General features: G+C 77.2%; 7 protein-coding genes. 3 read left to right on the top strand and 4 right to left on the bottom strand.

The window, feature by feature from the left end:
• Positions 1-80: 80 nt before the first annotated feature.
• The 4 genes from LIX60_RS10255 to LIX60_RS10240 form a co-directional block, all read right to left on the bottom strand.
• Positions 81-2087 carry an ABC transporter permease gene (locus LIX60_RS10255; protein WP_227962701.1) on the bottom strand — a complete coding sequence of 669 codons (2007 nt, stop codon included), beginning with the start codon at positions 2085-2087 and terminating at the stop codon, positions 81-83.
• 158 nt (positions 2088-2245) lie between these two features.
• Positions 2246-3070 carry a molybdate ABC transporter substrate-binding protein gene (gene modA, locus LIX60_RS10250; RefSeq protein WP_227958155.1) on the bottom strand — a complete coding sequence of 275 codons (825 nt, stop codon included), beginning with the start codon at positions 3068-3070 and terminating at the stop codon, positions 2246-2248.
• Positions 3071-3087: 17 nt separating this feature from the next.
• Positions 3088-3489 (bottom strand): molybdopterin-binding protein, encoded by a 402-nt coding sequence (locus LIX60_RS10245; RefSeq protein ID WP_227958154.1) that lies wholly within the window; start codon positions 3487-3489, stop codon positions 3088-3090.
• A gap of 161 nt (positions 3490-3650) precedes the next feature.
• Positions 3651-6464, bottom strand: coding sequence for a lysylphosphatidylglycerol synthase transmembrane domain-containing protein (locus LIX60_RS10240; RefSeq protein ID WP_227958153.1), 2814 nt, complete (start codon positions 6462-6464; stop codon positions 3651-3653).
• Positions 6465-6620: 156 nt separating this feature from the next.
• Here LIX60_RS10240 and LIX60_RS10235 point away from each other — a divergent pair, with 156 nt between their 5' ends.
• From LIX60_RS10235 to LIX60_RS10225, 3 genes are all read left to right on the top strand, one after another.
• Positions 6621-7088, top strand: a complete 468-nt coding sequence (locus LIX60_RS10235; RefSeq protein ID WP_227958152.1) for an MGMT family protein — start codon at positions 6621-6623, stop codon at positions 7086-7088.
• A gap of 210 nt (positions 7089-7298) precedes the next feature.
• On the top strand, positions 7299-10778 hold the full coding sequence (locus LIX60_RS10230; RefSeq protein WP_227958151.1) for an ATP-dependent DNA helicase: 3480 nt from the start codon (positions 7299-7301) through the stop codon (positions 10776-10778).
• Between the two features lie 223 nt (positions 10779-11001).
• Entirely contained in the window at positions 11002-15414 is a 4413-nt protein-coding gene (locus LIX60_RS10225; protein WP_227958150.1) for a UvrD-helicase domain-containing protein, read from the top strand.
• The last annotated feature ends 539 nt before the right edge of the window (positions 15415-15953 follow it).

Here is a 15953-nt window from a genome sequence, read left to right as displayed (position 1 = left end):
CCACTTCGCCTGGCAACCGTCGGCTCGGGGGCGCTCGACGTGAGAGGAACGACGACGCAACATCGTAGGCCCTGGGTCTGTCAGAGGGTGACGAAAGTGACTTCTGTGGCCTTGACCCCGACCCAGACCGGGGAGCCCTCGGCGAGTGCCAGATCGGCCGCCGCCTGCGGGGTGATCTCGGCGACGACGTCCGGTTCCGCGTCGATCAGCACCCGCAGCCGCCCGCCCTGCGCGCCGATCTCCCGCACCGTGCCCCGCCAGACGTTGCGCGGACTGCCGGACGGCCGCCGGGTGTGGAGGGACACGGCCTCGGGACCCACCACGGCCAGCGCCCGGCTGCCCGCCGGCGGCAGCGGGTCGGCGGCCACCAGGCGTCCGCCGCCGTCGAGGCGCAGGACACCGGCCGCACCGGCGCCGTCCGCCGCCGCGGTGGTGCCGGGCCACGCGTTCCGGCCGAGCATCCGCGCCACCCACGGGGACCGCGGATGGCGGGAGACCTCCGGGGGCGCCGCGTACTGCACGGCCCGGCCCTCCTCCAGGACGAGCACCCGACCGGCGAGCGAGACCGCCTCGACCGGATCGTGCGTGACGATCAGGCAGACGCCGGGGAAGCCGGCCAGATGGGTGCGCAGGGTGTGGCGCACCGCGGCCCGGGTGGTCTGGTCGAGCGCGGCGAGCGGCTCGTCCAGGAGCAGCAGCCGGGGGCGCGCGGCCAGGGCCCGGGCGAGGGCGACGCGCTGCGCCTGGCCGCCGGAGAGTTCCCCGGGCCGCCGGTGCGCCAGCCCGCCCACGCCGAGCCGGTCGAGCCACCGCTGGGCCTCCCGGCGTGCGTCCGCCCGGCCCACGCCCTGGGCGCGCGCGCCGTAGGCGGTGTTGGCGAGGGCCGAGAGATGCGGGAAGAGGGCGCCGTCCTGCGGTACCCAGGCGACACCGCGGCGGTGCGGGGGGAGCGCGGAGACATCGCGGTCGCCGAGGAACAGCTGTTCGGCCCGGGCGCGGGGGGTGAGCCCGAGGAGGGCGCGCAGCAGGGTCGTCTTGCCCGCCCCGTTCGGGCCGACGACGGCGACGGTCGTTCCGGCGGGCACGCCGAGGGAGACCCGGGTGGAGCCGGTGACCTCCGCGGTGAGGGGGAGTCCGCCGTCCGGCGCGGCGGGCGGGGACGGTTCCGGGGAGGGGTCCGGATCCGGGCCCGGGTTCGGGGCCGGGCCGGCGCTCCGCGTACCGCCGTCCGGGCCCGCCTCCGCGCCGCCGTCCGCGGGGGCGCGCGTGCCGCCGTCGGCCGCGCCGGGCGGAGGCGCGGAGTGGTTCGCCCCGGCCGGGGCGGAGGCCACCGGACGCCGGCCGGTCAGCCAGCGGCCGCGCAGCGCGATCAGCACGGCCGTCGCGATGGCGAGCAGCAGCAGGGAGACCGCCGTCGCGCCCTCGGGGTCGTCCTGGAGCAGGAGGTAGACCTGGAGGGGCAGCGTCTGGGTCGTCCCGGGGAGGTTTCCCGCGAAGGTGATCGTCGCCCCGAACTCGCCGAGCGCCCGGGCCCAGCACAGCGCCGCCCCCGCGAGCAGGCCCGGCGCGACCATCGGCACGGTCACGGTGGCGAACACCCGCAGCGGTGAGGCGCCCAGGGACGCGGCCGTCTCCTCGTAGCGCGGATGGAGGCCGGACAGCGCCCCCTCCAGGCTGATCACCAGGAAGGGGAGGGAGACGAAGGCCGCCGCCACGACGGCCCCGGCGGTCGAGAAGGGCAGGGTGAGCCCGGTCCACGCCTCCAGCCGGCCGCCGAGCAGGCCCCGGCGTCCGTAGCCCTGGAGCAGGGCGACACCGGCGACCGTGGGCGGCAGGACCATCGGCAGCATCACCAGGACGCGCACCAGGCTCCGGCCGGGGAAGCGGACGCGCGCCAGCAGCCAGGCCAGCGGCACCCCCAGGACGAGGGACAGCAGCAGGGCCCAGCCGGAGACGGCGAGGGAGAGCGTCAGCGCCTCCAGGACGGCGGGCAGGGTCAGCCGCTCCGGCAGTCCGGTCCAGGGTGTCCCGGCGAGCACACCGGCCAGCGGGACGAGGAGGAAGGCGACGGCGAGGGCGGCCGGCAGCGCGAGGGCGAGCGGCGGGCGCCCTCCGGGGCGCCGGAGACGCTTCCGCGCTCCGGGCCGGGCGCGCCGGGCGGTGGTGCCGCCGGCGCTCCCGCCGTGCCGTCCCGGGCGTTCCGCGGGGGGCTTCCCCGGGGACGCCCCGGGGGTTCCGGTGCGGCTCACGGCGCGGTGAACCCGGCGTCGCGCAGCAGGCGCCGGGCCGGCTGCGAGCCGAGCCAGCGGACGAACTCGGCGGCCGCGGCGGGGTGGCGGGAGCCGCTGAGCGCGGCGGCGGGATAGGAGACGGCGGCGTTCCGGCCCTCGGGCAGGTCCACGGCCGAGACCGCGTCCCCGGCGCTCATGACGTCGGTGCGGTAGACGAGGCCGGCGTCGGCCTCCCCGAGCCGGACCTTGCTCAGGACCGCCCGGGTGCTCGGTTCCCGCGAGACGGGGGTGACGGTGACGCCCGCCCCGTCCAGGACCCGCTCGCTGTAGCGGCCGACCGGGACCTCGGGGGCGGCCAGGACGACCTTGAGGCCGTCCCGCCCCAGATCGCGGAGGCCCCGGACGTTCTCGGGGTTCCCCGGGGCCACGGCGATGGCCAGTTCGTTGCCGGCGATGACGGCCGGGGTCTCCGTGTCGTCCGCCACGGAGTCCATGGTGGTGGTGTCGGCGGTGACGACCACGTCGGCGGGCAGCCCCTGCCGTACCTGGGACACCAGTTCCTGCGAACCGGCGAAGGAGAGGCGCACCGAGGTTCCCGGGTGCGTCCGCTCGTAGCGGGTGGCGAGCCGGGCGGACACATCGGTGAGCGAGGAGGCGGCCAGCACCGTCAGCTCCGTCGTACCGCCGTCCGCCTCCGTGCCGCCGGAGCCGGAGCCGGAGCCGGATCCGGAGCCCGGGGCGCAGGCGGTGGCGGAGGCGAACACGAGTGCGGCCGCGGCGGCGGCCAGTGAGGCGCGCGCGGCGGCCACCGCGCGGGGTGCGGAGCTGCTGTGGTGCATGGCTGCTGCTCCGCGGCTCAGAGGAGATCGATGTGGACGTTGGTGGACTTCACCCGGGCCACCGCCTCCATCCCGACGGCCAGCCCCAGTTCCTCCACCGCCTCCCGGGTCAGCAGGGACACCAGGCGGTGCGGACCGGCCTGCACCTCCACCTGCGCGGCGACATCGCCGGTCTTCACCGAGGTGATGATTCCGGGGAAGGCGTTGCGGGCGGTGGTGTACGGCTCCTCCTCGCCGTCCCCCGGGTGGCCCTCGGCAGCCAGGGCGACGGAGAACGCGGCCAGATCCGGGCCCTCGATCAGCCGCTTGCCGGCGCCGTCCCGGCGGGTGGGGAGCCGGCCGGAGTCCGCCCAGCGGCGGACGGTGTCGGGACTGACGCCGAGCAGCCGGGCCGCCCGTCCGATGGTGTAGGACCGCATGTGCGGCACTGTACGGATGTTTTCCTCGCAGATGCAAGACGAACGGCGTGCGAGGTCCGGCAGCTGCGGTGCCGCGAACAGGGCGCGGCCGTACGGGGCGGGCCCGGCGGGCAGGGATCGTGTCGTCCCGGAAGGCCTCGGCCGCCGCGGCCCGGTGGCTGCTAGATGGCCGCCTTGCGGGTGAGCTGCGTGAAGGCGAACCACCCCGGCAGCACCGGCAGCCAGAACGTCATCAGCCGGAAGAGCAGCACCGCGGGGGTGGCGATCTCCTTCGGCAGGCCGGCCGCGATCAGGCCCAGCGTGAGCGCCGCCTCCACCGCGCCGACGCCGCCGGGGGTCGGGGCCGCCGAGCCGAGCGCGTTGCCGGCGAGGAAGACGACGGCGATGCTCGCGTAGCTCAGCTCGCCGCCGAACGCCCGGATCGAGGCGTCCAGGCACATGACGAACGCGAGCTGCATCAGCAGCGTGCCGCCGATCCCGGTGAGCAGCTTCTGCGGACGCTGCATGATGTCGAGCATCCGCGGCACCACCCCGGCGAAGAGCGACCGCACCCGGGTGGAGACGAACTTCCGCAGCACGGGCACCGCCGTGACGATCAGCGTCAGCACCGCCGCCGTCAGCAGTCCGGCGATCACGGTGCGGGAGGGCGAGAGCGACGGGGTGCGCTCCGTGCCGGTGAGATAGCCGAAGGTGGCCAGCAGCAGGATGTGCAGGCCGAGGCCGACGAGCTGCGAGGCGCCGACGCTCGCCACCGCGAGCCCCGGGCGCACCCCCGCCCGCTGCAGGAAGCGGGTGTTGAGCGCCACCCCGCCGACGGCGGCCGGGGCGACCAGCTTCACGAAGGAGCCGGCGACCTGGGCCATCACCGTCCGGAGGAACGGCACCTTCTCCGAGACGAAGCCGAGGAGGTTCAGGGTGGCGCCGAGGTAGCTGAGCGCCGCGAAGAGCAGGGCCGCCGCCACCCAGCCCCAGCGGGCCTCGGCGACGACGTCCCGGAAGCTCACATGGGTGAGCTGGGAGAGCAGGAAGTACGCGGCGAAGGCGCCCGCGATGAAGGTGACGAGGGTGCGCGGCCGGATCCGTTCCAGCCGGGCCGGCTCGACCGGGGCCTGCGGGCGGATCAGCAGGACCTGCCGCCGGATCTGCGCCAGCAGGTCCTCCTCGCGGGCCTCTTCGATCGCCTCGTCCAGGGCCCGCTTCTCGGCCCGTACCGCCTTGCGGTCCGGCAGCAGCGAGGACGGGCCGTGGGCGGCGGCGTGCCGGGCCCGGGACGCCTCCACCGCCGCCTCCCGCTCACGCTGCGCCCGGTCCTTGGCGCGTCTGCGGAGTTCGGCGCGGGTGGCGCGGCTGAGGGCGATCGGCTGGAGCAGTGGCAGGCTGTCGGCGACGGCGTCCGGGCCGAGGACGGCGACCGCGGCGCTCACCGACCGCTCGGCGCCCACCCGCAGCCCGAGCGTCGTCAGCAGCTGGGCCACGTCCATGCGGAGCACCAGGTCGCTCGCGGCGATCTCGCCGCCGCGCAGGTCGGTGAGGACCACCCCGCCCGAGCGGTCCACCAGGATCGCGTCGCCGACGAGTCTGCGGTGGGCGATCCGCCGCGACTGGAGTGCGCGCACCTGGTGCCAGGCGCCGTGGAGCAGGTCGTCGGTGATCTCGTCCTCGGGCAGGGAGTCCAGGCTGCGGCCGCCGGTGTGCTCGTAGACGAGCATCACGGCGTCCGGGCCGAGCTCCGAGGTGGCGATCAGCCGGGGCGCGTTGGCGCCGGCCGCGATGGCGGCGTAGGCGAGCAGCGCCTCCTGCTCCAGTGCCTGGCGGAGCGACTGGAGGCTGCGGCGCTGGGTGATGCCGCGCAGGGCCATCCGGCGCCAGACCCGGTAGAAGAAGCCCTGTGCCTGCTGTTCGCGGTCGACGACGGTGACGTCGAGGGGCGGGCCGTCCTCCAGGGTGACGAGGTAGCTGCGGCCTCGGTCCTGCCGCTCCGCCTCCTGGTCGTCCTCGGTGCGCAGCGCGCGGACGGGGGTGAAGCCGACGCGGCGCAGACCGGCCAGCAGCGTCTGCCCGGTCGGCCGTACGTTCGGCGAACCGACGGCGTAGAGCGTGCCGTAGGCGACAGTCCAGCCCAGCAGCACGGTGACGACGATCGAGAACGGGGTCGAGAAGCCGCCGACGAGCACCGCCAGCGAGTCGAGCAGCAGGACGAACCAGAGGACCACCCGCCAGCGGGGCCGCCGGGCCATCCCGACCGCCGTCATATAGGCGATGACGGGCGCCAGATAGCCGTGCACCGGGTCGGTCACATCGCCACTGGGCGCCTGCTGGGTGAGCGCGTCCCGGATGGAGCCGGGGGCCGACTCGGCCACCCACAGGTCGGTCAGGAGCGCGAGGCCGTGGGCCAGGACGGCCGCCAGCACACCGTCGGCGATGCGCAGCCCGTCGCGCTTGGCCAGCCGTTCGATGGCGAAGGCCACCGGCACGATCAGCACGGCGACGCTGGAGGCCAGACCGGCGAAGTTGATCAGGAGGGTGGGCGCCTGGCCGGTGCCCTTGCCGATGTCCTTCTCCAGGCCCTCGGTCGTGCCGTGGGCGAAGGCGGCGACGGCCAGGACCACGGCGATGCCGAGCACGCCGACCAGCAGCCGCACGAGGTCGGGCGGGCGGTGCACGCGGGCGGGCAGCAGCGGCTCGTCCCCGGAGACGGGGTCGGTGTGCTCCTCGGCGCGCCGCCCCGCGGGGGTGGCGCCGGAGTCGGCGCGCTCGCGGCCGGCCGCGGCGTCCCCGGAGGAGCCGTCGGAGGAGGAGTCGCGAGAGGCGCCGTCGGAGGAGGAGTCACCGGAGGAGCCGTCGGCCGGGAAGGCGCCGCCGGCGGCGGTGTGACCGGCGGGGACGTCCGGGCGCGGCGGCGCGGCGGAGCTGCCGGCCCCCTCGGGGCCGCGGCCGTTCCGCTGCTCTGCCGTCTCTTCTTGGTCTCGTATCACCAGTCACCGCCCGGAAGATGGTGTCACGGTTGCGCCCGATCGAGGGGCAGGAGGGCGCATTTCGGAGGCGTGGGAAATCCCACGCACGCCCCTCGGCGCGCCGCCCCGGACCGGGCCGGCGGCCGCACCGGGACGGTGTCGGCGCCGTGGTGCAGGATGGGCCGGATGAGTGGAGAGAGCACCCCGGAGGGACCGGGGGACCTGCCCGAGTACGCGGAGCGGGTGCTGGCGACGGCCGAACTGATCCCGCCCGGCCGCGTGATGACGTACGGCGACGTGGCCGAGTGGCTCGGCGAGTCCGGCCCCCGGCAGGTGGGCCGGGTCATGGCCCTCTACGGCGGCGCCGTCCCGTGGTGGCGCGTGGTGCGCGCCGACGGAGCGCTGCTGCCCGGGCACGAGAGACGGGCCCTCGACCGCTACCGCGCCGAGGGCACCCCCCTGCGGCAGCCCCGGGGCGGCTCCGGCCGGACCCCGCGCATCGATCTGGCGGCCGCCCGCTGGGACGGCGGCACCGGCGTGGCGGCAGCCGGGAACGGCGCCGCCCCGCGCGGCGCGGGGGGCGGCGCGGAGCGCGGTGCCGGGGCGGGGGATCACATCGGACAGCATCCGTCATCCGGCCCGTGAAACGCCCGCGGGTTTTCCCCGTGAGCCGCCCGCGCGTTCTCCCCGGGCCCCGGACGGACCGGTGTGCCGCGCGGCGCCCCGTGCTTCCATGAGCGGGGCGCCCCCGCCGCCGCGGACGGGCGGCACCCGCGCACCACCGTCACACCCGGCCGTCACCGGGCACCCCCCGGCACACGGCGACCAGCACACCCACCAGGACCGGCGACCCACGTGAGCACCTCCCTCCCGTCCCTCTCCCCGCACCCGCGGGTACGGCAGCAGCCGGCGGGTCCGTACCGGCTCGTGCGGACCCCGCCCGGGCCGGTGGCCCCTCCTGTCCTGGACGCGGACCAGCGCGCTGTGGTTGAGCACGGCGGGGGACCGCTGCTCGTACTCGCCGGGCCCGGCACCGGCAAGACCACCACCCTCGTGGAGACCGTCGCCGAGCGGGTGCGCCGCGGCACCGACCCGGCGCGCATCCTCGTCCTCACCTTCAGCCGCAAGGCCGCCGTGGAACTGCGCGACCGGATGGCCGCCCGGCTCGGCGGCCGCGGACCGCAGGCCACCACCTTCCACTCGTACTGCTACGCGCTGGTGCGGGCGCACCAGGACGCCGATCTCTTCGCCGATCCCCTGCGGCTGCTGTCCGGCCCCGAGCAGGACGTCGTCGTCCGTGAGCTCCTCGCCGGGCAGACCGAGCTGGAGCGCGGGGGGCGCGGCGCGGTGCGCTGGCCGGACGACCTCCGCGCCTGCCTGACCACCCGCGGCTTCGCCGACGAGGTCCGCGCCGTCCTGGCCCGCAGCCGGGAGCTCGGCCTGGGCCCCGGCGCGCTGGGCGCCTTCGCGGCCCGGACCGGACGGCCCGACTGGAGCGCCGCGGCCTCCTTCCTCGCGGAGTACCTCGACGTCCTCGACGCGCAGGGCGTGCTCGACTACGCCGAACTGGTGCACCGGGCCGTGCTGCTCGCCGAACGCCCCGAGGTCGCCGCCGAGATCGCCGGGCGCTACGACGTCGTGCTGGTCGACGAGTACCAGGACACCGACGCGGCGCAGGTCCGGCTGCTGCACGCGCTGGCGGGCCGTGGCCGCTCCCTGGTCGCCTTCGGCGACCCCGACCAGTCCATCTACGCCTTCCGCGGCGCGGACGTGAACGGCATCCTCGGCTTCCCGCACGCCTTCCCGCGGGCCGGCGGCCGGCCCGCGCCGGTGCGCGTGCTGCGCACCTCCCGGCGGTCCGGTGCCGCCCTGCTCGCGGCGAGCCGCCTCGTCACCCGCCGGATGCCGCTGCCCCGGCTGCCCGCCGACGTCGTCCGCGCCCACCGGGAGCTCGCACCGGTACGGGACGGCGGCCGGGCCGAGGTCTTCACCTATCCGACGGCGGGCGCCGAGCTGGACAACATCGCCGACATCCTGCGCCGCGCACACCTGGAGGACGGCGTGCGGTGGAGCGACATGGCCGTCCTGGTGCGCGCCGGGGGGCGCTCCATCCCGGGCGTGCGCCGGGCGCTCACCTCGGCGGGCGTCCCCGTGGAGGTCGACGGCGACGATCTGCCGCTGCGCAACGAGCCGGCGGTGGCACCGCTGCTGACGGCGCTGCGCGCCGCGGCGACGGCCGCGCTCCCCGGCCGGCGGGACCTCGCGGACGGCGGCACGGCCGACGGCGTCGCGGCCGGGGCGGAGGCCGCGGCCGGGGCGGAGGACGGAGCGGGAGCCGGGACGGAAGCGGGGGAGGCCCCGGCGGCGGGACCGGAGGCCGGAACCCGGGCGGCCGGGGCCGGCCCGGAACCGGAGCCGGGGTTCCAGCCCGAGCCGTGGGCGGCCCGGCTCGACACCGAGACCGCTCTCACCCTGCTCACCTCCCCGCTGGGCGGCATGGACAGCACGGACCTCCGGCGGCTCGGCCGGGCCCTGCGCGAGGAGGAGCGGGCGGCGGGCAACCCGCTGCCGCGCCCGTCCGACGTCCTGCTCGCCGAGGCCCTCGCCGAACCGGAGCGGCTCGTCGCGCACGACCCGGCGTACGCGCGGGGCGCGCAGCGGCTCGGCACGCTGCTGCGCAAGGCGCGCGAGCTGCTGGCCGGCGGCGGCACGGCCGAACAGGCGCTCTGGGAGCTGTGGGACGGCACCCCCTGGCCGTCGCGGCTGGAGCGGGCCGCCCTGCGCGGCGGCGCGGCCGGGCGCAACGCGGACCGCGATCTGGACGCCGTCTGCGCGCTGTTCGAGACCGCCGCGCGCGCCGAGGAGCGCATCGGCGGCCGGGGCGCCCTCAACTTCCTGGAGGAGCTGGACGCCCAGGACATCGCCGCCGACACGCTCTCCGGCCGCACCGTCCGGCCCGACGCCGTCCGGCTGATGACGGCGCACCGGGCCAAGGGCCTGGAGTGGCACCTCGTGATCGTCGCCGGGGTGCAGGAGGGGCTCTGGCCCGACCTGCGCCGCCGCGGCTCGTTGCTGGAGGCCGACCGGATCGGCCGGGACGGCATCGCCGAACCGCTCACCCCGGGCGCCCTGCTCGCGGAGGAGCGGCGGCTGTTCTACGTCGCCGCGACACGGGCCCGCGAACGGCTCGTCGTCACCGCCGTCAAGGCGCCCGCGGACGACGGCGACCAGCCCTCCCGCTTCCTCACGGAACTCGGCACGGACCCGGTCGACGTCACCCAGCGCCCGCGGCGCCCGCTGTCGGTGGCGGCGCTCGTCGCCGAGCTGCGGGCCACCACCGTCGATCCCGCCGCCTCACCGGCTCTGCGCGAGGCGGCGGCCGAGCGGCTGGCGCGGCTGGCCGCGCTGCGGGACGAGGACGGCCGCCCGCTCGTGCCCACCGCGGACCCCACCCGCTGGTGGGGCCTGTACGAGCCGACGCACAACCGGGTCCCGCTGCGCGACCGGGACCAGCCCGTCGCCCTCTCCGGCAGCGCGCTGGACCAACTGGTGAACACCTGTTCCCTCCAGTGGTTCCTGGGGCGGGAGGTCAGGGCGGACAAGCCGTCGACCGCCGCGCAGGGCTTCGGCAACGTCGTCCATGTGCTCGCCGACGAGGTGGCCTCCGGCCGCACCCCCGCCGATCTCGACGTCCTCATGGAGCGGCTGGACTCCGTCTGGGACTCCCTCGCCTTCGACGCCCCCTGGAAGTCCCGCCAGGAGAAGGAGAACGCACGTGCGGCGCTGGAGCGCTTCCTCAGCTGGCACGTCCTGGACCGCGGCGCCCGCACCCCGGTCGCGGGCGAACACGACTTCGACGTGACGCTGGAGGCGGGCGACCACGCCGTCCGCATCCGGGGCAGCATGGACCGGGTCGAGGCGGACGCCGAGGGGCGCGCCTACGTCGTCGATTTCAAGACCGGCAAGTCCAAGCCGGCCGGCCCCGAGGTCGCCGTCCACCCGCAGCTGGCCGTCTACCAGCTCGCGGTGCGCGAGGGGGCGCTGGACGAGGTCTTCGGGGGGCGTACTCCGGAGGCGGGCGGCGCCGAACTCGTCCATCTGCGGCTGGGGGCGCCCAAGAAGGAGGGCGGTGACGCCCTGCCCGCCGTCCAGGCGCAGGAGCCGCCGGTGACGGAGGCCGGCGAACCGGCGGAGTGGGTGAGCGGGCTGCTCGCCGACGCGGCCGGCCGGGTCCTGGACGAGCGCTTCACTCCCAGCACCGGACAGCACTGCGGGCACTGCGCCTTCCAGAACTCCTGCTCCGCCCGGCCCGAGGGCCGGCACGTCGTGGACTGAGTCCGGTACCGCGGAAACGGCGGCAGGGGCCCGCCCGCGACGGCTAGGCTGCCGGAGCCGGAACCGGCGCGGATCCGACGCGGACCGTCTCCGGAGCCCCGGCCCCGGCCCCGGCCCCAGCCCCTGCCCTGTCGCCCTCCGCCCCCCGGGCACCAGGGCTCCGGGCCCGCCGCGGACGCCGCCGCGGCCACGGCTGTCGGCGGGCACCGCTAGCCTCACTCGGGTGGCAGCACGCATCACCGACCCCGAGCAGCTCAAGGAGCTCCTCGGCATCCCCTTCACCCCGGAGCAGACGGCCTGCATCACGGCGCCGCCCGCCCCGCAGGTGATCGTGGCCGGAGCCGGCTCGGGGAAGACCACGGTGATGGCCGCCCGCGTCGTCTGGCTGGTCGGCACCGGACAGGTCGCGCCGGAACGGGTGCTGGGCCTGACCTTCACCAACAAGGCGGCCGGTGAACTCACCGAGCGGGTCCGCAGGGCCCTCGCGGCCGCCGGGATCACCGACCCGGACCCCGGTCCGGGCCCCGGCCCCGGAGCGCTGCCGCGGCCGCGCCGCGAGGGGCGGGAGCGGGTCCGGGCCGGTGGCGAGCCCGGTCCCTCCGGAGCCCCGGCCGGGGCCCCGTCCGGCGACGAGCCGTCCGGTGAACCGCAGATCTCCACCTACCACGCGTTCGCCGGGCAGCTCCTCAAGGAACACGGTCTGCGCATCGGCCTCGAACCCACCGCCCGGCTGCTCGCCGACGCCACCCGCTTCCAGCTCGCCGCGCGCGTGCTCCGCACCGCCCCCGGCCCGTACCCGGCCCTCACCAAGTCCCTCCCCGCCCTCGTTGAGGACCTGCTCGCGCTGGACGCGGAACTCGCCGAGCACCTCGTGGAGCCCGAGCGGCTGCGCGCGCACGACACCGCGCTGCTGCGCGAGCTGGACGGTGCCCGGCTGAGCAACGCCGAACTGCGGAAGGTCCCCGAAGCCGCCCGCGCCCGGCTGGAACTCCTCGAACTCGTGAGCGCCTACCGCGAGGAGAAGCGCCACCGCGACCTGCTGGACTTCGGCGACCAGATCGCCTTCTCCGCGACCCTCGCCCGCACCCGCCCGGAGGTCGGCCGCATCCTCCGCGAGCAGTTCGAGGTCGTCCTCCTGGACGAGTACCAGGACACCTCCGTGGCCCAGCGCATCCTGCTCTCCGGGCTGTTCGGCGGCGGCACCGGCCACGCGGTCACCGCGGTCGGCGATCCCTGCCAGGCCATCTACGGCTGGCGCGGCGCGTCCGTCGCCAACCTCGACGACTTCCCCCGGCACTTCCCGGACGCGGCCGGCCGCCCCGCCCGCCGCCAGGCGCTCAGCGAGAACCGCCGGAGCGGCGGCCGCCTCCTCGACCTCGCCAACCGGCTCGCCGCCCCCCTGCGCGAGATGCACGAGGGCGTCGAGGCGCTGCGCCCCGCGCCCGGAGCCGAGCGGGACGGCGGCGTGCGCTGCGCGCTGCTCCCGACCCACGCCGAGGAGCTGGCCTGGCTGGCCGACTCCCTCGCCCACCTGGTCCGCACCGGCACCCCGCCGGGCGAGATCGCCGTGCTCTGCCGCACGGCCGGCGACTTCGCCCGCATCCAGGGCGCGCTCGTCGAACGGGACGTCCCGGTGGAGGTCGTCGGCCTCTCCGGGCTGCTGCATCTGCCCGAGGTCGCCGACCTGGTCGCCGTCTGCGAGGTGCTGCAGGACCCGACGGCCAACGCCGCGCTGGTCCGGCTGCTCACCGGACCGCGCTGGCGGATCGGCCCGCGCGACCTGGCACTGCTCGGCCGCCGCGCCCGTCTCCTCGTCCGCTCCCGGCCGGACGGCGACGCCGGTGACGACCCGGACCGACGGCTGGCCGAGGCCGTCGAGGGCACCGACCCCGCCGAGGCGGTCTCGCTCGCCGACGCCCTCGACACCTTCCTCGTCCCGGACGGGGCGGGACGAGCCGGCCCGTCCGGCCGGCCCGAACGCTCCGACGACGGGCTGCCGTTCTCCGCCGCGGCCCGGGTCCGGTTCGCCCGGTTCGCGGCCGAGCTGCGCGAGCTGCGGCGCTCGCTCGCCGATCCGCTGATGGACGTCCTCCACCGGGTGCTCGCCACCACCGGCCTGGAGGTCGAGCTCTCCGCCTCGCCGCACGCGCTCGCCGCCCGCCGCCGCGAGACGCTCGGCAACTTCCTGGACGTCGCCGCCTCCTTCGCCGCACTCGACGGAGAGGCCGGCCTGCTGGCCTTCCTCGGCTTCCTGCGCACCGCCGTGCAGCACGAGAAGGGCCTCGACAACGCCCTGCCCGGCGGGGACAACACGGTCAAGGTCCTCACCGCGCACAAGTCCAAGGGGCTGGAGTGGGACGTCGTCGCCGTACCCGGCCTGGTCGCCAAGCAGTTCCCCAGCGCACAGCCGCGCGACTCCTGGACCTCCCGGGCCAAGGTCGTGCCGCACGCCCTGCGCGGTGACGCCGGCACCCTGCCGGATGTCACCGCGTGGACGGGGGAGGGAATCAACACCTTCCGGGCCGCGATGAAGGAACACCAGGCGACCGAGGAACTGCGGCTCGGCTATGTGACGTTCACCCGTCCGCGGTCGCTGCTGCTCGCGTCGGGCCACTGGTGGGGGCCGTCGCAGAAGCGGCCCCGCGGCCCCTCCGCGTTCCTCGAAGAGCTGCGGGGGCACTGCGAGGCGGGGCACGGGGAGATCGACGCCTGGGCCGGGCCGCCCGCGGAGGGCGAGGAGAACCCGGCTCTGCGGGAGGCCGCCGAGGAGCAGCCCTGGCCGCTGCCGCTCGACCCGGCGGCGCTGGCGCTGCGCCGGAGGGCGGCGGAGCGCGTCATGGCCCACCTGGACCGGATCGCCCCGGGAGAGCGCGGGCTGCCCGGGGCGGCGGACGCCGGTCCTGCCGGTTCCGCCGGCCCCGGTGCGCCCGGTACCGAGGCCCTGCCGCATCCGGCGGACGCCGTCGGGGGCGGGGCGGAGGGCGATACGGGCGGCGTCCGGGGTGCCGGCGGGGCGGAGCGGTACGCGGAGCCGGGGAGCGCGGCGGGGACCGGCGGCGAAGCGGCCGGTGCGGAGGTGCCGGGTGCGGATGCGCCGGGTGCGGAGGTGCCCCTGGACCTGCTCTGGGGACCGGAGCTCTGGAACCCGGAACCGCCCCGGGATCCGGACTGGCCGCCCCCGCCGGAGGACGAGGACGATCCGTTCATCCCCGGCGGCGGTGCACCCGCACGGCCCGCACCACCGGACCGGCCGGAGCACGGAACGGCCCCTGCGGCACCGGGCCGCCGGCCGGACCGAGGCCACGGCCGTGCGGAACGGTGCGCGACGGCGGGGCGCGGGACGGTGGACGGCGCGGTGCCGGACGGCGGGGCGGCGGACGGCGGGGCGGCGGAGCCCGGACCCGCCGCGTACGGTCACGGCGCCGTGCGGGCCGGCGGTGACGCCGAGCACCCGGACGGACGGCGCCCCGGTGGCGTGCCCGAACACGCGGCGGCCGGGGAGGACGGGCCGGCACCGTCGTCGCGGATCCCGGGGCGGGACGGGCAACCCGCCCCGCCCCACGCCGACGGCGCCCACGACGGTGCCCACGACGGAGCCCTCGGCGGTGCCGACGCCCACGGCGCCGTACCCGGCCCCGCGCGGGAGCGCGACGGAGCCGGGGAGCACCCGCGTGAGCCGGACACCACGGAGCCCGGCTCCGGCCCTCCGCACCCCGGCCGCCCCGGTGCCGTCCCGGCCCGGACCCGCGCTCCGGGCGGACCTGAGCGCACCGCGGAGACGGACCCGGACGCGGAGCCCGCCGCCGGCCCGCTCATCCCCGAGGAGGCCCGCACCGTGGCGTCCTGGGACCGGGATCTGGAAGCGCTCGCGGGCGAGCTGCGCCGCGCCCGCGAGGCCGTGCGCGAGGTGCCCGTCCCCCGCACGCTGAGCACCTCCCAGCTGCTGCGTCTCGCCGCGGACCCGGGCGGCTTCGCGCGCGAGCTGGCCCGGCCGATGCCGCGCCCGCCGCAGCCCGCCGCCCGCCGGGGCACCCGTTTCCACGCCTGGGTCGAGTCGCGGTTCGAGGAACTGCCGCTGCCCCTGCTCGGGCCGGAGGAGCTCCCCGGCGGCTTCGACGACGAGGGCGCGGCCGGGCAGGAGATCGCGGACGAGCGCGATCTGGCGGCGCTGAAGGAGGCGTTCGACCGGACCCCCTACGCGCGCCGCACACCGTTCCGCGTCGAGGCGCCGGTCCAGATCACGCTCGCGGGCCGGGTCATCCGGGGCCGCATCGACGCGGTGTACCGGGAGCGCGGCCCGGACGGAGACGTGTTCGAGATCGTGGACTGGAAGACCGGCCGCTCCCACTCCGCCGACCCGCTCCAGCTCGCCGTCTACCGGCTCGCCTGGGCCGAGCAGACGGGGGTTCCGCTGTCGTCGGTCACGGCGGCGTTCCTGTACGTCCGCAGCGGCGAGGTGGTCCGGCCCCGGAACATGCCGGACCGGAGGGCCCTGGAGGACATCCTGCTGGGCGGGAGCGGCAGTGACCGCGACGAAGACGGCGGAGGCGGCAACGGCGGGGGAGACGGCAACGGCCACGACCCCGGCACGGGTGACCGCCGCGACGCGGGTGAGGACCGCCCGGACGGCTGGTGAAGGCGCCCGGGCGGCGGACGGCGGTGACGCCGGGCCCCGACCGCCGGATCCCGACCGCCGGCGGCGGCCGTCCGCCCCCGCCCGCCCCGACCGCCTCCCTCCGCGTGCAGACCACCGCGCGGCCCGCCCGGAGTCCGCCGCAGCCCGGCCGGATAGGCTCGGAACCATGAGCGTCACCCCGGACAGCGCCGTCCGTGCCCCCGGTCCGTGCACGGTCCGGGCTCCGCGCGGCCGTGTCCGGTGCCCGCGCCGGGGCGCCGCGCGCCCGCACCGCCCGGCGCCCGCGCCGTGCCGCGCCGGCGGACCCGTCCCGCCTGCCAGGCCCGGGCCGCGTCCGGCCGGTCCCCGGCCCGTCACCGCGCGGCACACGCCGGCGTCCGCCCGTGCGGCGGAGGGAGAACACCGGTTCCCGGCGGGGCAACCGGCCGTCCACAGCTCCGGTCGCCGGTCCGTGCCCGTGCCCGCACCCGGCTCCCGGCCGCCGGCTCACACCCGTCCGCACCCGTCTGCACCGTCATCCCGGGGGAGCAGGAAGAAGC

Origin of the sequence: Streptomyces sp. S07_1.15 (assembly GCF_020739505.1) — a bacterium.
Classification (GTDB): domain Bacteria; phylum Actinomycetota; class Actinomycetes; order Streptomycetales; family Streptomycetaceae; genus Streptomyces; species Streptomyces xinghaiensis.
This window is presented reverse-complemented; position numbering and strand designations above follow the sequence as displayed.

Bases quoted from the DNA above. Each gene is read 5' to 3' on its own strand.
- modA (WP_227958155.1), bottom strand. From the start codon at position 3,070: ATGCACCACAGCAGCTCCGCACCCCGCGCGGTGGCCGCCGCGCGCGCC.
- LIX60_RS10245 (WP_227958154.1), bottom strand. From the start codon at position 3,489: ATGCGGTCCTACACCATCGGACGGGCGGCCCGGCTGCTCGGCGTCAGT.
- LIX60_RS10235 (WP_227958152.1), top strand. From the start codon at position 6,621: ATGGGCCGGATGAGTGGAGAGAGCACCCCGGAGGGACCGGGGGACCTG.